This is a genomic window from Flexivirga endophytica, from assembly GCF_014640635.1.
In the GTDB taxonomy this organism is placed as follows: Bacteria; Actinomycetota; Actinomycetes; order Actinomycetales; family Dermatophilaceae; genus Flexivirga; species Flexivirga endophytica.
Genome location: NZ_BMHI01000002.1, coordinates 670,438 through 692,506, shown reverse-complemented (window position 1 = coordinate 692,506; position 22,069 = coordinate 670,438). Strand labels below are relative to the sequence as shown.

Here is a 22,069-nt window from a genome sequence, read left to right as displayed (position 1 = left end):
ATCCTGCCAGGCAGCCACCACGCGGGCTCACCCGCTCGGGCGCCGACGACGCCCCTGGGAACGGCAGCCGTCCACCGGACGAAGACCCGGACCGGGTTGCTGCATTTCGCGGTTCTCCCAGGCTTCCTTGAACTACTCTTCCGAGTTCTGGCGGGAAGTCGTGATAGGAGCGGCGCCGTCGGCCAACTGGACAGCACCCGCCGATCCACATCGGCACAACCATCGGCAGAAGAGAGTGGCGGCATGACCAAGAGAGCATTCCGACTGGGGACGGCGGTGGTCGGCGCCCTGACGATGGCCACCGGTATGACGCTCGCCGCGCCGAGCCACGCGCAGGCTGCAGCCGGTGACACCGAGGTGCAAGTCCTGGGCATCAACGACTTCCACGGGCGCATCCAGGCCAATGGCCAGGAAGCCGGCGCGGCCGTGCTCGCCGGTGCCGTGAACCAGCTGCGCACCCAGCAGCCCAACACCGTCTTCGCGGCCGCGGGTGACCTCATCGGCGCCTCGACGTTCGAATCGTTCATCGCGCACGACAAGCCGACGATCGACGCTTTGAACGCTTCCGGCCTCGAGGTGTCCGCGGTGGGCAACCACGAGTTCGACCAGGGGTATGACGACCTGGTCAACCGCGTGATGGCGCCGTATGACGCCACGACCAACCCGTATGGCGGCGCACAGTGGAAGTACCTGGGTGCCAACGTGAAGTTCAAGGACAGCGGCAACCCGGCGCTGGACCCGACCTGGGTCAAGGACCTGAACGGCGTCAAGGTCGGCTTCGTCGGAGCAGTCACCGAGCACCTGCCCGAGCTCGTCTCCCCCGGCGGCATCGCGAACATCTCGGTCACCGACATCGCGAGCGCGGTCAACAAGGAAGCCGACGCGCTGAAGTCGAGTGGTGACGCCGACATCGTGGTGATGCTGGTCCACGAGGGCGCTCCGAACACCGACTGTGCATCGGTCACCGACCCGGCCAACGACTTCGGCAAGGTCGTCACCGGCCTCGATGACAACGTGGATGCGGTTGTCTCCGGGCACACACACCTGACCTACAACTGCATGGTCGACGTTCCCGCCTGGGCCGGCCGGCCGGTGACCCAGCGACCGGTGGTCTCCGCCGGTCAGTACGGCTACAACCTCGACCAGCTGAACTTCACCGTCTCCTCCGCCGGTCAGGTGACCGGCGTCGAGTCCAACACGCTCGCGCTGACCAAGGAGGTCGACGATCCGAACTCGGACGACCCGACCAAGAAGATCTGGGTTCCCAACTACGCGGCCGACGGCACTGTCGGCAAGATCGTCGACACCGCGGTCGCCAACGCCGACGTGCTCGGCAAGAAGCCGCTGGGCAACATCGCGGGGCCGTTCAACCGGGCGAAGGACTCTTCCTCCGCCGAGAACCGGGGCGGCGAGTCGACGCTCGGCAACCTGGTCGCCGAGGCTCAGCGCTGGGCGACCGAGTCCTCGACGACCGGTTCGGCACAGATCGCCCTCATGAACCCTGGGGGGCTGCGAGCCGACATGGTGGGCAACAACGAAGCGGGTTATCCCACGGTCCTGACCTACAAGCAGGCTGCGACCGTGCAGCCGTTCGCCAACACGCTGGTCAACATGACACTCACCGGGGCCCAGATCAAGAAGGTCCTCGAGCAGCAGTGGCAGCCGGCCGGTGCGTCCCGGCCGTTCCTGCGGCTGGGCATCTCCCAGGGCTTCACCTACACCTACGACCCGGCTGGTGCGGCGGGCGATCGCATCCGGCAGATGTGGCTGAACGGCGAGCCGATCACCGACAGCGCGACCTACTCGGTGACGGTCAACTCGTTCCTGGCGACCGGTGGTGACAACTTCGCGGAGCTCGCCAACGGTGCGAACAAGAAGGACACCGGCCAGACCGACTTGCAAGGCATGGTCGACTACATGGCCGCCAAGGCTGCTGATTCCGCTCTGCCGGTTGACAACTCGCAACGTTCGGTGGGCGTCCACTTCCCCGACGGCGCCCCCGCGGCATACCAGGCGGGTGGCACGGTCGCCTTCGACCTGTCGTCCCTGTCCATGTCGACCGGCACCGCGAAGGACAGCTCGGTCACGGTCAAGCTCGGCGACACGTCGCTCGGCTCCTTCCCGGTGGACAACACCGTCGGCACCGTCAAGGACGACGAGACCGGCAAGGCGAGCGTGAGTGTCACCCTGCCGGCGGGTACGCCGGCCGGCACCGCGGCACTCACCGTCACCGGTGACACGACCGGCACGACCACCCAGGTGAATGTGCCGGTGGAGTCCGCCCCGGAGAGCTCCGCGACGGTCACACTCGAGGCCACGAGCACCGTGCAACACCAGGGCAAGCGCAACGGCACCAAGCTGACCGCTCGGGTCGCGCTCGAGCAGGGCATGGCCAAGAAGTCGCCGGTCGAGTTCTACGACAACGGCGCCCTGGTCGCCACAGTCACCACGAACGGTGCCGGCAAGGCCGACTACCGGCTGCCCAAGAACGCGGCGATCGGTGAGCACAGCATCACCGCTCGCTACACGGACGCGGACGGCGGTATGGCGACCTCCGACCCGGTGGTGATCACGGTCGTCGAGTGATTGGACCGCGAGATGCCCCAGCCCCGGCAGCCACACCGCCGGGGCTGGGGCATCGTCCGTTCACAGGGTCCGCACGCTCACCCGGCCCGAGCCGGCGCCGCCGGCTGCCACCCGCGCGACACACATGCAGGCGCGGTCCGCGGCCAGCTGCTGGCGCTCACTGAAGAAGACGTCGCGCGGGTCGAGCTCCCCGACGAGGTCGTTGACGGCCATCGCGCACAGCCCGCATTCGCCCTTCCGGCAGTCCCACATCAGGTCGGCGCCCGCCTCGACGAGTGCGTCCAGCATCGTCTGGTCGGCGGCGACGGTCGCGGTGATCCCCTGCTCGGGCAACTCCACCTCGAAAGGCTCCGCGTCATACCACCCGCTGTTGCCGAAGGTCTCGAATCGCAAGTCGACAGGCGACAGTTCGGCCGCGGACCAGGCACGGCGCACCGCGTCCATCAGCCGCACCGGACCGCACATCACCAGCTCCTGCCGGCCGGACTGTGCGGCGACCTCGGCGACCAGTGCGGCTGCGTCGAGCTGGCTGCCCTCGTCGTCCACGAAGGTCGTGAGGCGTTCGCCGTGCTCCTCCCGCAGGAGGTCGAGGTAGGCCATGTCGTCGCGCGAGCGCCCGGCATACACGATCCGGTATGGCGCGCCGTGGCGCCGCAAGGCCCGCGCCACGCTGACCAGCGCAGTCACTCCGATGCCACCGGCGAGCAGCAGATATCCGTCAGCGCCGAAGCTCAGCGGGAAGTCCTGCAACGGACGGGTCGCCCCGATCGTGTCTCCGACCCGCAGGCCGTGCAGGTATGCCGAGCCGCCGCGACTGTTGGCTGCGCGCTGGACGGTGACGGTGAGGTGCTTGCCCAGGTCGTCCGACTCGACGATCGAGTAGGAGCGGACGTCCGAGGTGTTGTCGGAGCCCTTGTCCGGCAACGGGATTCGCATGTCGATGTGCGTCCCGGGCTCCGCCGGGCGGCCCGATGCGACGGGGCGCTCGAGGGTGATGCGCCGCGCACGTGTGGACACCGGCCGGCTCTCCACGACGGTGCAGGTGCGCCAGTCGTGGGCGGCGGCATTCGTCACGACGGCACCTCTTGACCGACCAGGGCTCGCGCGTCGTCGGGGGCGCCGGACGGCACGTCGTCCAACCGGCCCTCGGCCGCCAGCATCCGGTCGAGGATGCGGCGCACCCACATGCCACCGGCGTCGATGTTGAGGCTGTAGAAGGCGTAGTCGGGGTTGGCGTCGATCGCGTCCTGCTGCGCCTGCAGCATGATCTCGTCCTCGCGGAAGACTCCTTGAACTCCGTCGCGCAGCTCGGTGGTGATCTTCTGGCTGTCCAGGCAGTAGTTGCGGGTGAAGGCCCAGAAGTAGTGGGACGTCCGCTCGGTCTCGGGGGTGATCGTGTTCATCACGTAGCCGTTGACACCGTGGCTGCGGTCACCCTCCGGTGCACCGGTGCCGGTCGGCGCGACGCCGACGTCGATGCAGATCGTGCTCGGCGCGTAGTAGTGGATGATCTGCCAGCGGTCGACACGGCCGCTGAAGTCCGGGAAGCGATCGCGAATGTTCTTGGCCCAGAACGGTGCCGGCTCGACATCGATCATCCAGCGGGTGACCGTGACGTGATTGTCGCTCTCCAGCCGGGTGGTGAACTCCGACTGGCTCAGCTCGTCCTGTCCGAGGCTGGAGCCGTGCACGAACTCCTCGTGGGTGAGGTCCATCAGGTTGTCCAGGATGAGCTGGTAGTTGCACTTGGCGTCGATGGTGAGTCCGTCGCCCGCCCAGGCCGGGTCGTCCATCTGGTGCATGTCGGGGATGAGGTCGGGGTCGGCGGCCGCCGGGTCGCCCGGCCACACCCAGACGAAGCGGTAACGGTCGACCGCCGGGAACGACGGCACCGACGCACTGGGGTTGAGGGTCTCCTGGGCCGGCAGCCGGGTGCAGCGCCCGGCCGGGTTGTAGCGCAGCCCGTGGTAGGGGCACTGGACCTCGTCCGCGCCGACCAGTTTGCCCATGGACAGCGGCGCCAACCGATGCCAGCACGCGTCGGCCAGGGCGACCGGACGTCCCGACTCGGTCCGGTAGATCGCCATCGGTCGGCCGGCGACGGTGCGCGCGAGGATTCCCTTGTGGGTGACCTCGTGGTCCCACGCCACGGCATACCAGGCGTCGAGCGGATGCGGGAAGATCTTGGCGTTCACGCGGTCCCGGAGGGTTTCGTTCGTCATGAGGAGCAGCGTGCTGCGGGCCACGTGACCCACGCCATACGACTTGCACTCAGTGCAAGAGGATCGGTCAGAGAGCCCTGGAGATGGCGCGCGCAGCGGTCTGCACAGCGGGCGCGAGCTGGGCCGGCCGTGCCGAGTCCAGCGCGACGACCAGCGACACCGCCGCCACCACGTGGCCCTTGGCGTCGGTGACCGGCGCCGCCACCGACAGCGCGTCGTCGGTCACCGCGCCCGCGCTGACGGCATATCCCTGCTTGCGCACCTCGGCGAGCACGCGGCGCAGCCGGGCGGGGTCGGTGATCGTGGCCTTCGTGTATGACGTCAGGCCCGCGTCGATCACGTCGTCCAGCACGCCGGCGGGTGCGTGTGCCAGCAGCACGAGACCGACGCCGGTGGCGTGCAGTGCGAACCGACCGCCAACCCGGGTCAGCACGGCCACCGAGTGCCGGCCGGTGATCCGCTCCACGAACACCACCTCGGTGCCCTCGCGGATGGCCAGCTGAACGTTCTCCCGCGTGACGAGATAGAGATCCTCGAGGAACGGTAGGGCAGCCTCACGCAACGGGGTGCTGCGCGGCGCGAGGGAACCGACCTCCCACAGCCACAAGCCGATTCGCAAGTGCCCGGCCGGTGTCCGCTCCAACGCACCCCAGGCAACCAGCTCGGCGACCCGGCGGGACGCGGTCGACAGGGTGAGACCGGACCGGGCCGCGAGCTCGGTCAGCGACAACTCGCGGTGCGACTCGTCGAAGGCGCCGACGATGCCCAGCAGCTTCGCAGCGACCGAACCTGCCATCCGTGGACCTTCCGACGTCGGTGCGGCACGACCAAGCGGTGGTGTCCGCCATTCCCTGAGCATCGTCCCACCCGAAACGCGCTCGTCCCCGACGATCGGATGAACTAACGTCTCGAGCATGCCCGTCGAACGCACCATCCTTGCGACCTCCGGTGGTGTCCGCCGTGGTGAACGCACCTTCTTCGAATTCAGCGAATTGACCGATTTTGCGGTCGAACTTGCCGGCGTCACCGGTCGGGCGCCACGCCTGTGCACGGTCTCGACCGCCGTCGGGGACAACCCGTTCGTCCTGCACGCCCTGTCCGAGGCGGCGAAAATCGCCGGGTACGACCACACCCACCTGCAGCTCTTCGAGATGCCGAACGTCGCCGACCAGGCCGAGCACCTGCTCGCGCAGGACGTCGTCTGGGTGATGGGCGGCTCGGTCGCCAACCTGTTGGCCGTATGGCGCGTGCACGGCCTCGACGACGCGATGCGCGCCGCATGGGAGGCCGGCGTGGTACTCACCGGTGTCAGCGCCGGATCGATCTGCTGGCACAGCGGCGGGACGACCGACTCCTTCGGCGCGGACCTGCAGCCGATCACCAACGGCCTCGGTCTCCTGCCCTACGGCAACGGCGTGCACTACGACGGCGAGGCTCGCCGTCGCCCGTTGATGCAGCGCCTGGTCGCGGACGGCGCGCTGCCGGAGTCCTACTGCACCGACGACGGTGCCGGGATCCTTTACCGCGGCACCGAATTCGCCGAAGCGGTGTCCGAACTCGACGGCGCGGGCGCCTACCACTTGGTGCGTGACAGCGACGTTGCAGTGGAGACCGCGCTGCCGATCCGCCGACTCTGACCGAACCGGCCCGGGCGCCTCCGCGGCGTCCGGCGCCTGGCCGTGTTCAGTCGCGCGTGCTGCTGAACGCGGCGTCGAACGATGCCGTGGGCCGTTCGAAGTTCAGCCGCCGCACGTAGTCCAGCGACTCGGGCGCTCCTTGGAGCCGATCCATCCCTGCGTCCTCCCACTCGATCGAGATGGGGCCGTCATACCCGATCGCGTTGAGCGTGCGGAAGCAGTGCTCCCACGGCACGTCGCCGCGTCCGGTGGACACGAAGTCCCAGCCGCGCCGAGGGTCTCCCCACGGCAGGTGGGAGGACAGCCGACCGTTGCGCCCGTTGCCGATCCGCTTGCGCGCGTCCTTGCAGTCGACGTGGTAGATGCGGTCCCTGAACTCCCAGATGAAGTCGGCCGGGTCGAGGTCCTGCCACACCATGTGGCTCGGGTCCCAGTTCAGCCCGAACGCCGGACGGTGACCGATGGCCTCCAGCGTCGCGTGCGTGGTCCAGTAGTCGTAGGCGATCTCGCTCGGATGTACCTCGTGCGCGAACCGGACGCCGACCTCGTCGAAGACGTCGAGGATCGGGTTCCACCGTCGGGCGAAGTCCGCGTAACCCTCCTGGATCACCTCGTCGGACACCGGCGGGAACATCGCGACGTACTTCCAGATGGCCGAACCGGTGAAGCCGATCACGGTGTCGACACCCAGTAGCGCGGCGGCACGGGCGGTGTCGGCCATCCGCTGCGCAGCGCGCTGGCGAACTCCTTCCGGGTCGCCGTCACCCCACACTGCCGGCGGCAGAATGTCCTTGTGCCGCAAGTCGATCGGGTCGTCGCACACCGCCTGCCCGACGAGGTGGTTGGAGATGGCCCACACCTTCAGGTTGTGCTTGTCGAGGATCTCGCGACGTGACGCGATGTAGTCCGGCTCGCTGAGGGCGCGGTCGACCTCGAAGTGGTCACCCCAGCAGGCGATCTCCAGCCCGTCGTAGCCCCAGTCGCCGGCGAGACGGCACAGCTCCTCGAACGGCAGGTCGGCCCATTGCCCGGTGAACAGCGTGATCGGTCGAGTCATCGTGCGTCTCCTTCGGTGAATCCTGTTGTTTCATGCGGTTGTTCCCGGTCGCGATGCGGGTATGGCGGTGCCACCGGCCTCCGCCTGGGTGGTGGAAGACCCTCGGCGAGGGCCGGTGGCGCCGGGACGTGTCAGCCGCGCAGGGCGGCGAGGTTGTCGTAGCTGACCTTGGCGAACTCCAAGGACTGTCCGGGCGACGCGCCGCTGGGCGCGTTGTCCTGCTCGTACATCGGGTTGTGCCAGCCGCCGGCACCGACCCGTCGAAAGAACGTCGAGTAGTCGATGTCGCCCGTGCCGAACGGTGTCATGACATAGCCGTCGGCCTTGGTGGTGTCGATCGCACCGTCCTTGGCGTGGAAGAGCGGGAATCGCTTGGACTGCTTGGCGACCACGGCCGCCGGGTCGAAGATCGACGTGACCGTCGATCCGTCGGCGGCCGTGTATGCCTTGTGCTTGTACTGCGCGACGTGCGCCCAGTAGATGTCCATTTCGAGGTGCACGTATTTCGGATCCGTGTTGGCCAGGAAGTGTTCGAGACGGCGGATGCCCGACGAGCGCGTCGGACGCCCCTGGTCATCGAGCGGTCCGCTGTCCAGCAGGAAGCTGTAGGCGACGTCGTGGTTGTGGGTGTAGAGCTTCAACCCGTGCTTGCGCCACGCGCGTTCGCCGAAGACGTTCCAACGCGCAGCAGCCGCGTCCCAGTCCGCCACGTATGCCGAGCCGGTCGGGTCGCCGCCGGTGCCGATGTGCGACATACCGAGGATGTTGGCCACCTCGCACGCGGCATCGAACGACGCAAGCGTTGCGTCGGTGACCGTCGACGGCACCGACCCGTGGTTGCCCTCGGCCTCGATTCCGTTGTCGTCCAGCCACTTTCGCAGCAGGCGAGCGCCATCCAGGGTGTTGAGGTTCCCACCCGGCGCGTTCGCATGCTGACCGTAACCGGCGAATTCGAGCTGGGTGTATCCGATTCGGCCGAGCTCTTCGATGACCGCCTTGAATCCGGACGCGTAGGGCGAGGTGTTCGGGTCGCGCGAGGTCGCGTCGCGGACGGTGTAGAGAATGATCCCCCGCTTGGACTTCGGGACCAGGACACCGCCGGCATTGCCGACTGCGTCAGCGCGTGCACCCGGCGCGGCCACGGCGGTGAGCGCCACCGCCGCCATTCCGGTGGAAGCCGCCATGAACTGTCGACGGCTGAGACCGAGACCCTTGGCGAGTTTCAGCGGCTGGACTTCGTTGTCATGCATGGTTACTGCTCCTTGGAGATTGACGGAGGCGGTCCTTGCGGGGTGGTGGTGCACAACTCCTTCCGGCGAACGACGTGACGAGAGATCCGAGGGGTCAGCGGACGCCTGCCTGCGCCGAGACGTCGGCGATCGAGGACCACGATCCAGAGCGCCCGGCACTGTCCTCGACGGCTGACAGGACCCGCTGCACCTGGAGCCCGTCGGCGAAACCTGGGCGTGGTGCCGTGCCCTCGGCGAGTGCCGTGAGGAAGTCGACCGCTTGATGGGTGAAGCTGTGCTCGTAGCCGAGCACGTGTCCCGGCGGCCACCACGCGGCGACATACGGATGGGTCTCCTCGGTCACGAGGACCCGGGTGAAACCGGCATCGCGCGTCGGAGCATCTGCGTCATATACGTGCAGGACGTTCATGTCCTCGAAGTCGAACGCGACCGATCCCCGAGTTCCGTTGACCTCCAGTCGGATCGCGTTCTTCCGGCCGGTCGCGAAGCGGGTGGCTTCGAAGACCGCGAGAGCGCCCCCGGTCAGTTGGGAGACGAAGATCGCCGCGTCGTCGACGGTCACAGGGCCGAGCTGCGTGGCACTGTCGCCGGCCGCCGTACCACCGAGGGAGGTCACCGATGGCGTGCCGCCGAGCGGCCGTTCACGTACGAAGGTCTCGGTGCGTGCGGCGACACCGACCAACTGCTCCCCCGTGACGAACTGTGCGAGATCGACTATGTGCGCGCCGATGTCGCCCAGTGCTCCTGAGCCCGCACGCTCCTTCTGCAGGCGCCAGGTCAGCGGCGACGTGGGATCGGTGAGCCAGTCCTGCAGGTAGTGCCCGCGCACGTGCAGGATGCGGCCGAGCCGGCCTTCCGCCACGAGGTTCCGTGCGTAGGCGATCGCCGGGACCCGACGATAGGTGAACCCCACCATCGACTGGATCCCCTGAGCCTGTGCGGTATTCGCGGCCTCCACCATCAGCTCCGCCTCGGCCACCGAGTTGGCCAGCGGCTTCTCGCAGAGCACATGCTTGCCCGCCTGCAACGCCGCGGTTGCGATCTCGGCGTGCGTGTCACCCGGCGTGCAGATGTCGATGACGTCGATGTCGTCCCGGTCGAGCAATCGTCGCCAGTCCGTCTCGACACTCTCCCAGCCGAAGCGACGGGCGGTCTCGGCGGCTGCCGCCTCGTTGCGCCCGGCCACCGCCGCGAGGTGCGGTGTCGCCGGAGCGTCGAAGAAGCTACGTGCGTTGCGCCAGGCCTGTGAGTGCGCGCGTCCCATGAAGGCGTAGCCGACCATGCCGATGCCGAATGTGGGCGTGCTGGGTGTGCTCATTGACGTCCTCCCGAACGTGATTGAAGCCGCTGGTGATTCAGGGCGGGCGCCCGCGATCATCACGCAGGCGCCCGCGCCGTCATGACTCGAATGCGAGCGGCAGGTACTGGTCGACGTTCTTCTTGGTCACGACTGGTGCGTTCAGCACGATGCGCCGGGGAACCTCGACCTGGGCCAGGTCACTGATGCCCTTGCCCTGCGCGATGAGCCGCGCGACCTTGATGCCGTCGGCCGCCTGGGTCGGCGGATAGAGGACGGTCGCCTCCATCTTCCCTTCCTTGATCAGCCGCATCGCATTCGCGGATCCGGCGCCGCCGATGAAGGCCATCTCGTGCCGGTTCGCCTGGTCGAGCGCGGCCATGACGCCGACGCCCTGGTCGTCGTCGTGATTCCACAGGATGTCGATCTTCGGTGCTGCCTGGACCAGGTTGGACGCCTGCTTCTCCCCCGACTCGACCGTGAATTCGGCCGATACCCGGTTGTCCACCCGCTGGCCGCACTTCTTCAGCGCATCCTTGAATCCCTTGCTGCGGTCCTGCGTCAGCGGCAGTGAGTCGATGCCGGCGATCTCCGCGATCACCGGGTTGGACAACTTCTTCTGCTTCACCAGCTGGCACGCGTAGGTCCCTGCCGACACGCCCATCCCGTAGTTGTCGCCCAGGATGGTGGTGCGGGCCGCGAACGGGTTGGAGAACTCCCGGTCGACGTTGATCACCGGTATGCCGGCGTTCATCGCCTTGGTGGCGACCTCGGTCAGCGCTGCGCCATCGGTCGGCAGCAGCACGATCGCGTCCACCTTGTCGTTGATGAAGGTCTCGATCTGGCTGATCTGGAGGGAAGCGTCGTTGGTGCCCTCGGCCACCTTGAGCTCGACGTCCGGATACTTCTTCGCCGCGTCCTTGGCCGCCTTGTTGATGGCGCCGAGCCAGCCGTGGTCGGCGGCCGGACCGGAGAAGCCGATGGTGACCTTCTTGCCTGCTGCGTCGTTGTTGCTTCCCGCCTTCTTCGGAGCGGACTTCGAACCCGCGGGCGAGTTGTTCTCCGGGTCGTTCCCGGTGCATCCCGAGGCGCCGAGGACTGTGCCGACAGCGACCATGACGATCGCAATCCGCTTGGCAGTGCGAGGAATTGATGAAGACACGGTGACTCCTAGTTGCGCGGTGGTGACGGGTGGTGACGGGGTACTTCCGGGTTGGTGACGAGACGGAGAGTGCGTAGACGCGAGCGGCCGCTGTGTGCGACGCGGCGCGATCAGGTCGATCCGGTGCGAGCGACCCGTTGTTGGAGCAGGACCGCGGCGACGATGATGGCTCCCTTGGCCACCGCCTGCGTCGAAGTGTCGAGGTTGTTGAGCGTGAAGACGTTGGTCAGCGTGGTGAAGATCAGCACGCCGAGCACCGTGCCGACGAGCGTCGCCCGGCCACCCGAGAGCAGCGTGCCGCCGATGACGACCGCCGCGATCGCATCGAGCTCGTAGAGCGTGCCGTGTGTGGAGGTGCCGGTCGTCGTACGCGCCATGAGCATGACGGCGGCGATGCCGCATGCCAGACCGAGCAGGATGTAGAGGTACATCGTGTGTCGCTGCACCCGTATGCCGGCCAGCCGTGCGGCTTCCGGGTTGCCCCCGATGGCGAGTGTCCGGCGGCCGAATGTCGTGCGGTTGAGCAGGACCCAGCCGGCCGCGGCGACCGCTGCGAACATGATCACCAGCACCGGGACCCCCGCGACGCTGCCACCGAAGAAGTCGACGAAGCCTCGCTCCCGGATGATCTGGGTGCGACGCTTGGCGATGATCTCGGCGAGTCCGCGAGCCGCCGCCAGCATGGCGAGCGTCGCGATGAACGGGGCTATTCGCCCGTAGGCGATCAGCACACCGTTGACCAGACCGCAGCCGGCTCCCACTGCGAGCGCCACGAACACCATGACCGACCAGTGGTAGTCCGCGGCCATGGTCTGCGTCGCGATGGTCGTGGCCCAGACCGAACAGAGCGCGACGATGGCCCCGACGGACAGGTCGATGCCCTCACCGGCGATGACGAACGTCATACCGACACTCACGACGCCGATCACCGAGCCGAGCCGCAGGATCGTCAGCGCATTGTCCGTGCTGGCGAATCGCTCTCCGCCAGTGAGGATTCCGACGATGATGAGCAGCACCAGCGCGAGGACGAGTCCGAGGTTCCGCCCCGCCGGCCCACTGAGGAAGTCGACAAGGCCGCCGCGGCGCGCGGCCGATTCCTCCGGTGCCGTCTCGGTCTCGGCGTCGTCCGCCTTCGGCGTCTCGGCCTTCGTCAGATCGAAACTCATGGCGTCGCCCTCCTGTGTCGGGCCGCGCCATACGTCTGAGTCCTCGTTCGCTCGCTGCGCTCACTCATGCGGCATCTCCCTTCAAGATGATGTCGAGCACCGCGTGCTCGTCGAGTTCGTCGGCCGGACCCTCGTGACGGATGGTGCGATCGGCGATGACCAGGACACGGTCGGAAAGGCCCAGCACCTCGGGGATCTCGCTGGACACCACGACGACGGCGACGCCCTGGTCGGTGAGTTCCCGAATCAGGCCGTAGATCTCCGAGCGAGCGCCGACATCGACGCCGCGCGTCGGTTCGTCGAGCAGCAGCACCTTGCAGCCACGTAGCAGCCATCGCGCGAGGACGACCTTCTGCTGGTTGCCGCCCGACAGGGTGCGCGACTCGCGATGCGCCCCGCGCGGTCGCACGTCGAGGGAGTCCAGCAGCGCCTCGGCGGCACGTGTCTCACCGTGCCGGTCCAACAGCCCGGCCCGGGAGAACTTGGCCAGGCTGGCCAGCGAGATGTTGGCCGCCAGCGACGCCTGCAGGACCAGTGCCTGGCTCTTGCGTTCCTCCGGGCAGAGGCCGATGCCGGCCGCGACCGCTGCCGGGACGGAGCCCGGCCGGACGGTGCGGCCGTCGACAGTCACCGTGCCGCTCGTCGCGCGGGTGGCACCGAAGATCGCCTCGACGATCTCGGTCCGGCCCGATCCCACGAGGCCGGCGAGGCCGACAACCTCGCCCGGCCGGACCTGGAAGCTGATGTCGGCGAATTCACCTTTCTGAGAAAGATTTTCGATCCGGAGCATCGGCTCGGCGCCCGCTACCGGCGAGCGGCGCGGGAAGACGTATTCGATGGAGCGTCCGGTCATCAGCCGGATGAGGTCCTGGGTCGACGTCGTCTTGGCGTCCATCGCGGTGCTGACGGTCTTGCCGTCCTTGAGGACGGTCACCCGATCACCGATCTCCCGGATCTCCTCGAGCCGGTGGGAGATGTAAATGACCGCCACGTCCCGTGCGGTGATCTCACGGATGACTGCGAAGAACTGCTCGACCTCGCCGGCGTCCAGCACCGCGGACGGCTCGTCCATGATGATCAGCCGGGCGTCTCGGGACAGTGCTCGCGCCATACTCACGATCTGCTGCGCCGCGGCCGACAACGCACCGACCTCGGTCGTCGGCGTGATCTCCGGATGCCCGAGCTCGGCGAGCAGGCCGGCGGCCGCCCGTCGCGCGGTTGCCCGCTGGGAGAAGCCGGCACGGCTGGGCTCATGCCCCAGGAAGATGTTCTCGGCCACGGTGAGGCCATCGACGAGATCGAGTTCCTGGTACATCGTGGCGATGCCGAGGTCCATGGCCGCCTGCGGGTCGGGCAGGCCGACCGCTTCGCCGCGCCACTCGACCGTGCCTTCGTCCGCCCGGTGCACACCGGCGAGCACCTTGATGAGGGTGCTCTTGCCGGCACCGTTCTGCCCGAGCAGGCAGTGCACCTCTCCCTGCTCGACCGTCAGGTCCACTCCGCCCAGCGCGACGACACCCGGGAATCGCTTGACCACATCGGTCATCCGCAACAGAGGGTGACCGGCTCCTGCAGACCGTCGAGGTGACATGAGTCACACCGTTGCCCACTTCTGTCAGCTCGTCAAGCAAAAGTTCTATTTCACTCGGAATAAGTCGCATAAGTGACATACCGAAGTCCGGTGTGTTTCACTCAGGCGTGAGTTCGTCAGAGTCGTCGCCGGAGTCGTCCTCGCCGACCCTCGCAGTCACCGGGGCCGGCGAGTTGTTGCAACTGCTGCGCGACGAGACGCCCCGCACCCGCGCGGAACTCGCCAAGTTGACCGGCCTGGCGCGGTCGACGGTGGGTGCCCGCGTCGATGCGCTGCTCGCGACCGGATTGCTCGCGCCGAGCGGGGAGGCGGCGAGCACGGGCGGGCGGCCACCCGTGCAGTTCGCTTTCAATCCACAAGCACGTGTCGTGGTGGGTGCGGACCTGGGCGCGACCCACGGCCGGGTCGCACTGACCGATCTGGGCGGCAAGCCGATCGGCGAGGTCGCCGAGGATGTGGACATCAGCGCGGGACCGGACCTCGTGCTCGACTGGTTGACCTCGAGGACGCAGCGACTGCTCGACGATGCCGGCAGGGACGCTTCCCAACTCATCGGGATCGGGATCGGCCTGCCCGGTCCGGTCGAGCATTCCACCGGACGACCGATGCGCCCGCCGATCATGCCGGGGTGGGACCGCTACGACGTGCCCGCGCACATCCGCCGCCACTTCGACGTCCCGGTCCTGGTCGACAACGACGTCAACATCATGGCGCTCGGCGAGCACGCGACCGCGCATCCAGGCGTCGAGCACCTGCTCTTCGTCAAGGTGGCGACCGGGATCGGCGCCGGCATCATCAACGGTGGTGTGCTCCATCGCGGTGCCGTCGGCGCGGCCGGCGACCTCGGGCACGTTGCGACCCCACATGCAGCTGATGTTCTGTGCACCTGCGGCAACCGCGGATGCCTCGAGGCGGTCGCCAGCGGTAGCGCGATCTCCAAGCAGCTCAAGGAGATCGGCCTCGATGCCGCCACCAGCACCGACATCGTCGAGCTCGCCCGCGGCGGCAACGGCCCCGCCGCGGACGCCATCCGGCGGGCCGGCCGCACCATCGGCGAGGTGCTGGCGACCTGCGTCAGCCTGCTCAACCCGTCGGTCATCGTCATCGGCGGCTCGCTCGGTCTGGCCGAGGGCAACCTCATCGCCGGCGTGCGCGAAGTGGTCTACGGCCGATCGCTGCCCCTCGCGACGGGGGCGCTGCAGATCGTGCCCGCTGCGACCGGCGAGCAGGCCGGCGTCATCGGCGCCGCGACCATGGTGATCCAGCACGCGCTCACCGCCGACCGCGTCGACCTCGCCGTCGCGCGCCGGTCCGCCTCGTCGGCCTCCGCCTCCTGAGTCCGTCACGTCGGCGCCGGCCCGACGACTGTGATCGGCCACTCGTCGCGCGAACCGGCCGACATACACCGAAAGCCGCTACAGTCCTGACGTCGTGAGCTCAGAGACCCAACCCGCGCTGGACAAGCTGCTGGCGTCCGCGCCCTTCCAGCGGTGCCGTCATGAGGCAGCCCGCACGGCGAACGACCCCACGGCCCTGACCAGCCTGCTGGACCGCGTCGCCGCTCACGAGTTCGGCATCGGCCAGTTGCCGGACACTCGCGGTGGTATCGACATCGACATCGCCTGTGCGGTGGTCGATGCGCACATCGCCGAGTTGAATGCCGGCGACGGCACCAGCGCTATCGCGGACGCCCGCTGCCGCCTGGTGATCGCCGCGCTGCACTACTTGGTCGACAAGAACGACGTCATACCCGACGACCTGCCGGAGGGGCACGTCGACGACGTCGCGGTGCTGCGCTGGGCCACCCACGTCGCGCGCGGCGAGGCGCCGGCGGAGTAGCCGGCCTCCAACTGCCCCGGACGCGTCACTTGTCGGCACCCGGTGCCACACTCGATCGTCATGGGTGGAACGACGCCGCGAGCGCGGATCACCGCTGCCGTCGCACGCGATGGTCAGCACGAGTTCGTGATGCGCTGCGTCGGCCTGTTGGGCGGCGAGATGGACCCCGCACTGATGGAAGTGATCGGCGGCGACGGCGCGGCATACGTCGTCAGCGGCCACGAGGGCGGACCGGACGGCTACTGGCCGCGGACCTGGGCACTGCGCGCGCTGCTCCACGTCTGGGATCCGGCGGCCGAGCCCGCGGTGCTGGCCGCGTCCTCGGACGACCACTGGCGGGTCCGCGAGATGGCCGCCAAGGTGATCGCCGCCCGTATGACGTCCTCGACCGCTGCCCCTGCTGCGCTGGAGCAGCTTGCCGCCGACGACAGCACTCGGGTGCGCGCGGCCGCCGAGCGTGCCCGGGCGAAACTCGGCTGACGCCAGCGCTTTCCGACGCCCGTCAGGGCAGGTCGCTGTGCACGTCCCCGATCCGGATGTTGTTGCCGAACGGGTCACGGATCGCGAAGTCCCGCCCGTAGGGCTGCTCGACGATCTCCTGGGTGAAGTCGACGCCGGCATCCTTCAAGCGGGCGAAGGCGCCGTCCACGTCGTCGGTGTCGAACGCCAGCCAGCCACCGCCGGCGCCCTTGGCAACCAACTCCCGCACCTGCGTGGCAGTGGCTTCGTCCATGCCCGGAGGGCCGGGCTTCTCCAGCATGATCACCTTCGGGTCGCCCGGGACGCGGACGGTCAGCCAGCGCATCGGTCCGAAGTCGAGATCCTGGTCGACCTCGAGGCCGAGGACGTCGGTGTAGAACGTCTTCGCCTCGTCCTGGTCGAGGACGAAGATCGACGAGATGTTGTTCCGCTTCAGCATGGCCCTGCTCCTTGATCTGGTTGGTGGTGCCGTTCGATCGATTTCGACTGTATGGCGCAGTCCGGCCGCGATACTTCTCCGAAAGTGCGGGCTTCGCGCCATACGATGTCGCGGTGGAGCCCCAGGAGGACCGGAACCGTCGCCTGCTGCGGGCCCGGGACGCCATCGACGTCCACTACCGGGAAGAGCTCGACGTGCCGCGGATCGCCCGCATCGCGTTGATGGGCCGGGCGCACTTCATCCGGGAGTTCAAGGTGGCATTCGGTGAGACGCCGCACCGGTATCTCCAGCGGCGACGGGTGGAGCGCGCCATGTACCTCTTGCGCTGGACCGACCAGAGCGTCACGTCCGTGTGCATGGAAGTCGGTTTCAGCAGCCTCGGCACGTTCACCCGGACCTTCACCGAGATCGTCGGCGAGTCACCCCGCGCCTACCGCGCGGGTGCGGAGCGCCCGGACGGTTTCGTTCCCGGCTCGTTCACGATGCGGTGGACGCGCCCGTCGGGCTGAACGGCAGCTCGGTATCCCCTCGCACCGATGACGATTCGGCGAGCGCCGAAGCCTTCGCGTCATACGGTGCCGGTATGACGACCCACCTGTATGACGCCGCCCTGACCTGGACCGGGTCCACCAGCGACTACCGCTCCTACACCCGAAGCCATCAGGTCACCGCGAACAACAGCACGTTGAAACTAAGCGCGGACAAGGCTTTTCGCGGGGATCCGACGCAACTGAATCCCGAAGCCCTGCTCGTGGCCGCCGCGAGCTCGTGCCAGCTGCTCAGCTTTCTGGCGGTCGCGGCACAGGCGAAGGTCGACGTGATCAGCTACGAGGACGACGCCGAAGGCGCCATGCCCGACGAGCAGCACCCCGTCCGGATCTCGCGGATCGTCCTCAACCCGCACATCCGGGTACGAGGCACCGAGCCCGACGTGGTCCACGAGCTGCTGCACAAGGCTCACGACCAGTGCTACATCGCCAACTCACTCACCACCGACATCCGGCTCGAGCCGACCATCGAGGTGGTCTGAGTGTTCGACGTCGAGATCCCGGCGCCGGACGGCGCGACCTCACTTTTGCGCATCGGAAACACGCTGGGTGCCGCAGGTGTCGGCCTGGAAGGTGGTGGCATGTGGTCCGGCGCCGCGCACTACCTGGTGTCCGATGGCGAGGTTGCCGTAAAAGCGTTGCGTGACAACGGATTCCACGAAGTAGCCGTCACTCCGGTCGCGGTCGTCGAGCTCGGTGCCGATGTGCCGGGCGCTCTGGCAGGGATGATGGGCGAGCTGGTCGACGCCGGCGTGGTGCTGCACGGGCAGTACAGCGACCACGACAACCGCAAGGTGTTGCTCGTCGACGACGTCGACGCGGCATACGACGTGCTCGGGAAGCCGGTATGACGACGAAAATGCCCTCGTCGCAGGGCCGTGTCGCCTTCGCCAGGACTCGGTAACCATCTCCGGTGTGGTTCACGCAGACACTCCGAACCAGGGACCCCTGGTCCCCCGATAACCGGTCTCTGCCCGTGCCGCCGCCGATCGCGCAGCCTGTTTCCGTAAACATTGCTCAGCGAGTCCCTCCGGCTACAAATGGCGGAGACGTCGGTGGCGGTCACCGAGCTGGTGGCCGCCGTCCGTGCGCACCGGGTTGCTGCAGGAGGGAACGACAAGGTCGTTGCCTCGGCCGCCGACCGGGTACGCGATGAGTTCTACCACCGCATCGGTATGGCCGAACCACCTTCCGGCCCCGGCCAGTGCCTGATCCGGATGACCACACATAGCAGAACCCACCAAAGGAGCATTCACCGTGCCGTTCGCCAATTTCAAGGTACCCGCCGACACCATCAGCGACGAGGACAAGAAGAAGATCATCGCCCGCACCACCGACCTGTACGCCGAGATCTACGGGGAGAGGGCGCGCCCGACCACCGTCGTCCTCGTCGAAGAGGTCCCCGACGGCGGCTGGGGTGTCGCCGGCAACGTGCTGACCGCCGACCTCCTCAACGGCGACGCATAGCACCCGCGCCCCCGGCCCGGATGATCAAGCGCGGACCTACCCGTGATTGCGCTTGGTCGTCCGGCGGCAGCAATTGCCACTGACGAGAGCAGCGCGTGGCAGAGGTCGGGGCAGGCACGGCGTACGGTGGAACTACGGAGCCATCAAGGCTTCCGACTATGGGAGTGACCATGAGCGACAAGTCGCCGAGACAGAACATGTCCAAGAAGTCCTCCAAGACCATCAAGGAGAAGCGCGCCGAGAAGCGCGCCAAGAACACCACCGACAACAAACTCTTGAAGGACATGTGACGACCGTTGCCGCGGCGTCCACGCTGGGCGTCGTCGGCACGTCCGCCAAGGAGAACGAGCATCGCCTGCCGCTCCATCCTGCGCACCTGGATCGGATAGACCCGGCGATCCGTGCCCGGATGACCCTCGAGCACGGCTACGGCGAACGGTTCGGCTTCAGCGATGCAGAACTCTCGCAGCAGGTCGCCGGCTTCGCCTCGCACGCAGAGGTGATCGCGACCTCGGACGTGCTGCTGCTGCCCAAACCCCAGCACGCCGATGTCGCTGCCATGAGGGACGGCGCCGTCCTGTGGGGCTGGCCGCACTGTGTCCAGGACGTCGAGATGACGCAGCTGGCGATCGACAAGAAGTTGACGCTGATCGCCTTCGAGGCCATGAACCACTGGACGGTCGACGGCTACATGGGCGTGCACGTCTTCCACGGCAACAACGAACTGGCGGGCTACAGCTCAGTGCTGCACGCGCTGGCGTTGACCGGCTCGACCGGCGTCTACGGCCGCAGACTCACCGCAGCGGTCATCGGCTTCGGCGCCACAGCCCGGGGCGCGGTCACCGCGCTCAGTGCACACGGCGTCCACGACGTCCACGTCCTCACCAATCGTGGTGTGGCAGCAGTGGGTTCACCGATCCACTCGGTGAAGATCATGCAGTTCGACCACGACCCGAAGGCTCCCTACCTCAGCCACGTCATCACCGACCGAGGGCGCAAGCCGCTGGCGCCGTTCCTCGCCGACCACGACATCATCGTCAACTGCACGCTGCAGGACCCGAACCACCCGCTCACCTACCTCACGGAGGAGGACCTGCCACAACTGACGCGCGGCACGCTGATCGTCGACGTCTCCTGCGACGAAGGGATGGGGTTCAGCTGGGCACGGCCCACCGGATTCGACGAGCCGATGTTCACCGTGGGCGACCACGTGGCCTACTACGCGGTCGATCACAGCCCGTCCTACCTGTGGCAGTCGGCGACGTGGGAGAACAGCGAGGCGCTGCTGCCCTTCCTGGAGACCGTGATGGCCGGACCTGCGTCATGGGACGCCGACGAGACCATCAGTCGCGCGATAGAGATCCGTGACGGCCGGATCGTCAACCCGGCGATCGTGCAGTTCCAGGACCGTTCGTCGGCAGCGCCATACGCTGTTCGGCCGCCGCTGGCGGTCAGCTGATCCCCCTGCTCGTACCACGAGCCTCAAACGACCAGGACGACTCGTCCGAAGACGGTGCCGGCATCCATCGCGCGGTGCGCATCCGCGGCTTCGGCGAGTGGCATGACCTGCTGCACCACCGGTGTGAGGTCACCGCGCGCCCCAGCTGCCAACAACGCCGCACGAGCATCATTGCGATCGACCGTCGGCACGGTGTTCAGGCTGAATGTCGAGAAGGTGCGCGACGCCTGGAACGTCTCCACGAGGCGCATGCCGAAGTCCGCGGGCGGGTAGCCGGCGACCGCCCCGACCAGGACCAGCCGGCCGTTGGGTGCCAGCTTGTCGAGGAAGAGCGGCAAATCGGCACCGCCGACGATGTCGACGATGACGTCGTACTCGTCGGCCGCGGACTCCCCCGCGCCCGCGCGATCCAGCACGTGAGTCGCTCCGAGTTCCCGCAGCCGACGCCCGCGCTCGGCCGATGACGTCGTCACCGCAACGACGCTCGCCCCGCCGTGGACGGCGAGTTCGACCGTCGCGATGCCGAGGCTGCCGGCGGCTCCCCGGACGAGCACCCGATCGCCGGCGGTGAAGTGCGCATGTGCGAGCGCGAAGTGCGCGACAGTCGCCGCGCTGCCCAGGGCGACAGCGTCGACCGGAGACAGGCCGTCCGGCACTGCGGTCAGGTCATCGACGTGTGCGACAACTCGCTCGGCATACCCGCCACTGACACCGACGAATGCCCAGACCCGGCGTCCGATCCAGGTCGGATCGACACCAGGACCGACCGAGACGACTTCGCCCGCCACCTCGCTGCCGGGGATGAGACCCGGTGCGAAGCCACCGATGGTCCCTCGCCGGATCACGGCGTCCACACCGCCGACCCCGATCGCCGCCACCGCGATCTCGACCTGCTCGGCACCCGGGACGGGGGCCGGCGCCTCCTCCACGACCATCCCGTCGGCGTCTCCGAACTTGCGGATGACCACTGCCTGCATTCGTCTCAACTCCTCGTCGTTTGGTGCGATACCGTGCGAAGTTAACGGACGCATGCGTCCACTTGATCGGAGTGAGAGCAATGTGCGCACAACTGTCTCCGTTACGCGCCGACGCGCAGGACAACCGGGACCGGATCGTCGAGGCGGCGCAGGAGCTGTTCTCGCGGGACGGTCTCGACGTCGGCATGCGGCAGGTCGCCCGACGTGCCGGTGTTGGCCCGGCGACGCTCTACCGGCGGTTCCCGACGAAGGAGGCCCTCGTCGACGAGGTCTTCGCGGGCGAGCTGCACCGGTGCCGCGGGATCGTCGAGGAAGGCAGCGAGGTCGAAAACGCCTGGGAGGGATTCAGATTGATCGTCCGGCGGCTGATCGCGATCAACTCGCAGAGCAGAGGCCTGGTCGATGCGCTCACAGTGACCGGGTCGATGGGTGACCTCATCACGGCGCATCGCCGGGAGCTGTTGGGAATGATCGGCACGGTCGCGAAGCGCGCCCAGGGCACCGGTCGCTTGCGCGGCGACTTCACCATCGACGACCTGATCATGCTGTTGGCCGCCGGGCGCACCATCGCCACCTACCCGGAGGCCCGACGTGCTCGCGCGGCCGAGCGCTACGCGACACTGGCGCTCGACGCCCTCGCCGCACCATCGCCGGAGACGCCGCCGTCCCGCCATCCGGTCCCGGACCCCGCAGGGCAATGAAAATGCCCCCGACCGGAGTCGAGGGCATTGGCCGGAGCCGCCTAACGGAATCGAACCGTTGACCTATTCATTACGAGTGAATCGCTCTACCGACTGAGCTAAGGCGGCATGGCCTTCAGCGTGCGCCGAAGGCCGCGACGAGTATACGCAGGGGAGTGCCCGGACACCGAATCGGCGGCCCGTGCCGAGTT

Annotated in this window: 22 protein-coding genes and 1 tRNA gene; 11 read left to right on the top strand and 12 right to left on the bottom strand. The window is 67.8% G+C overall.

What is annotated here, in order from left to right; genetic code table 11:
- Positions 1–243 precede the first annotated feature (243 nt).
- Complete coding sequence (locus IEX71_RS08260) at positions 244–2,586, top strand: bifunctional metallophosphatase/5'-nucleotidase (protein ID WP_188836470.1); 2,343 nt, start codon at positions 244–246, stop codon at positions 2,584–2,586.
- A gap of 60 nt (positions 2,587–2,646) precedes the next feature.
- Here the strand turns inward: IEX71_RS08260 and IEX71_RS08255 are convergent, their stop codons facing one another.
- The 3 genes from IEX71_RS08255 to IEX71_RS08245 form a co-directional block, all read right to left on the bottom strand.
- Complete coding sequence (locus tag IEX71_RS08255) at positions 2,647–3,660, bottom strand: PDR/VanB family oxidoreductase (RefSeq protein WP_188836469.1); 1,014 nt, start codon at positions 3,658–3,660, stop codon at positions 2,647–2,649.
- Positions 3,657–4,808 carry an aromatic ring-hydroxylating dioxygenase subunit alpha gene (locus tag IEX71_RS08250; protein WP_188836468.1) on the bottom strand — a complete coding sequence of 384 codons (1,152 nt, stop codon included), beginning with the start codon at positions 4,806–4,808 and terminating at the stop codon, positions 3,657–3,659. The genes IEX71_RS08255 and IEX71_RS08250 overlap by 4 nt, the downstream gene beginning before the upstream one ends.
- A gap of 67 nt (positions 4,809–4,875) precedes the next feature.
- A complete protein-coding gene (locus tag IEX71_RS08245) occupies positions 4,876–5,604 on the bottom strand; it encodes an IclR family transcriptional regulator (protein ID WP_188836467.1) in 729 nt (242 codons plus the stop codon).
- A gap of 118 nt (positions 5,605–5,722) precedes the next feature.
- On the opposite strand from IEX71_RS08245, the gene IEX71_RS08240 reads away from it, so the two are divergent.
- A complete protein-coding gene (locus IEX71_RS08240) occupies positions 5,723–6,445 on the top strand; it encodes a Type 1 glutamine amidotransferase-like domain-containing protein (protein WP_188836466.1) in 723 nt (240 codons plus the stop codon).
- 46 nt (positions 6,446–6,491) lie between these two features.
- Here IEX71_RS08240 and IEX71_RS08235 read toward each other — a convergent pair whose 3' ends face one another.
- The 6 genes from IEX71_RS08235 to IEX71_RS08210 form a co-directional block, all read right to left on the bottom strand.
- A complete protein-coding gene (locus IEX71_RS08235; protein ID WP_188836465.1) occupies positions 6,492–7,502 on the bottom strand; it encodes a sugar phosphate isomerase/epimerase family protein in 1,011 nt (336 codons plus the stop codon).
- A 131-nt stretch (positions 7,503–7,633) separates the two neighbouring features.
- On the bottom strand, positions 7,634–8,752 hold the full coding sequence (locus IEX71_RS08230) for a sugar phosphate isomerase/epimerase family protein (protein ID WP_188836464.1): 1,119 nt from the start codon (positions 8,750–8,752) through the stop codon (positions 7,634–7,636).
- 94 nt (positions 8,753–8,846) lie between these two features.
- Positions 8,847–10,070, bottom strand: a complete 1,224-nt coding sequence (locus IEX71_RS08225) for a Gfo/Idh/MocA family protein (RefSeq protein ID WP_188836463.1) — start codon at positions 10,068–10,070, stop codon at positions 8,847–8,849.
- Between the two features lie 79 nt (positions 10,071–10,149).
- Positions 10,150–11,166, bottom strand: a complete 1,017-nt coding sequence (locus tag IEX71_RS08220; protein WP_188836609.1) for a substrate-binding domain-containing protein — start codon at positions 11,164–11,166, stop codon at positions 10,150–10,152.
- A gap of 155 nt (positions 11,167–11,321) precedes the next feature.
- Positions 11,322–12,377: an ABC transporter permease gene (locus IEX71_RS08215; protein WP_188836462.1), complete on the bottom strand. Its 1,056-nt coding sequence runs from the start codon at positions 12,375–12,377 to the stop codon at positions 11,322–11,324.
- Positions 12,378–12,441: 64 nt separating this feature from the next.
- Complete coding sequence (locus tag IEX71_RS08210) at positions 12,442–13,923, bottom strand: sugar ABC transporter ATP-binding protein (protein ID WP_188836461.1); 1,482 nt, start codon at positions 13,921–13,923, stop codon at positions 12,442–12,444.
- Between the two features lie 152 nt (positions 13,924–14,075).
- Here IEX71_RS08210 and IEX71_RS08205 point away from each other — a divergent pair, with 152 nt between their 5' ends.
- The 3 genes from IEX71_RS08205 to IEX71_RS08195 all read left to right on the top strand — a co-directional run bounded on the left by IEX71_RS08205 (position 14,076) and on the right by IEX71_RS08195 (position 16,287).
- The gene (locus IEX71_RS08205; protein WP_188836460.1) at positions 14,076–15,305 is read left to right on the top strand and encodes an ROK family transcriptional regulator; all 1,230 of its coding nucleotides are present in this window, start codon (positions 14,076–14,078) and stop codon (positions 15,303–15,305) included.
- Between the two features lie 94 nt (positions 15,306–15,399).
- A complete protein-coding gene (locus IEX71_RS08200; protein ID WP_188836459.1) occupies positions 15,400–15,807 on the top strand; it encodes a YkvA family protein in 408 nt (135 codons plus the stop codon).
- Between the two features lie 60 nt (positions 15,808–15,867).
- The gene (locus tag IEX71_RS08195) at positions 15,868–16,287 is read left to right on the top strand and encodes a HEAT repeat domain-containing protein (RefSeq protein ID WP_188836458.1); all 420 of its coding nucleotides are present in this window, start codon (positions 15,868–15,870) and stop codon (positions 16,285–16,287) included.
- Between the two features lie 22 nt (positions 16,288–16,309).
- Here IEX71_RS08195 and IEX71_RS08190 read toward each other — a convergent pair whose 3' ends face one another.
- Positions 16,310–16,726: a VOC family protein gene (locus IEX71_RS08190; RefSeq protein WP_188836457.1), complete on the bottom strand. Its 417-nt coding sequence runs from the start codon at positions 16,724–16,726 to the stop codon at positions 16,310–16,312.
- A gap of 113 nt (positions 16,727–16,839) precedes the next feature.
- Here IEX71_RS08190 and IEX71_RS08185 point away from each other — a divergent pair, with 113 nt between their 5' ends.
- The 5 genes from IEX71_RS08185 to IEX71_RS08165 all read left to right on the top strand — a co-directional run bounded on the left by IEX71_RS08185 (position 16,840) and on the right by IEX71_RS08165 (position 20,200).
- Positions 16,840–17,235: a helix-turn-helix domain-containing protein gene (locus IEX71_RS08185; RefSeq protein ID WP_188836456.1), complete on the top strand. Its 396-nt coding sequence runs from the start codon at positions 16,840–16,842 to the stop codon at positions 17,233–17,235.
- A 74-nt stretch (positions 17,236–17,309) separates the two neighbouring features.
- Positions 17,310–17,756 carry an OsmC family protein gene (locus IEX71_RS08180; protein WP_188836455.1) on the top strand — a complete coding sequence of 149 codons (447 nt, stop codon included), beginning with the start codon at positions 17,310–17,312 and terminating at the stop codon, positions 17,754–17,756.
- Positions 17,757–18,125, top strand: a complete 369-nt coding sequence (locus IEX71_RS08175; protein WP_188836454.1) for an amino acid-binding protein — start codon at positions 17,757–17,759, stop codon at positions 18,123–18,125.
- Between the two features lie 406 nt (positions 18,126–18,531).
- A complete protein-coding gene (locus IEX71_RS08170; RefSeq protein WP_188836453.1) occupies positions 18,532–18,741 on the top strand; it encodes a 4-oxalocrotonate tautomerase family protein in 210 nt (69 codons plus the stop codon).
- Between the two features lie 286 nt (positions 18,742–19,027).
- Positions 19,028–20,200, top strand: coding sequence for a N(5)-(carboxyethyl)ornithine synthase (locus IEX71_RS08165; protein WP_188836452.1), 1,173 nt, complete (start codon positions 19,028–19,030; stop codon positions 20,198–20,200).
- A 23-nt stretch (positions 20,201–20,223) separates the two neighbouring features.
- On the opposite strand, the gene IEX71_RS08160 is transcribed toward IEX71_RS08165, so the two are convergent.
- On the bottom strand, positions 20,224–21,177 hold the full coding sequence (locus IEX71_RS08160) for a zinc-binding dehydrogenase (RefSeq protein ID WP_188836451.1): 954 nt from the start codon (positions 21,175–21,177) through the stop codon (positions 20,224–20,226).
- Positions 21,178–21,257: 80 nt separating this feature from the next.
- On the opposite strand from IEX71_RS08160, the gene IEX71_RS08155 reads away from it, so the two are divergent.
- The gene (locus tag IEX71_RS08155) at positions 21,258–21,878 is read left to right on the top strand and encodes a TetR/AcrR family transcriptional regulator (RefSeq protein ID WP_188836450.1); all 621 of its coding nucleotides are present in this window, start codon (positions 21,258–21,260) and stop codon (positions 21,876–21,878) included.
- A gap of 35 nt (positions 21,879–21,913) precedes the next feature.
- Here IEX71_RS08155 and IEX71_RS08150 read toward each other — a convergent pair.
- Positions 21,914–21,986: transfer RNA gene (locus IEX71_RS08150), tRNA-Thr, on the bottom strand.
- Positions 21,987–22,069 lie beyond the last annotated feature (83 nt).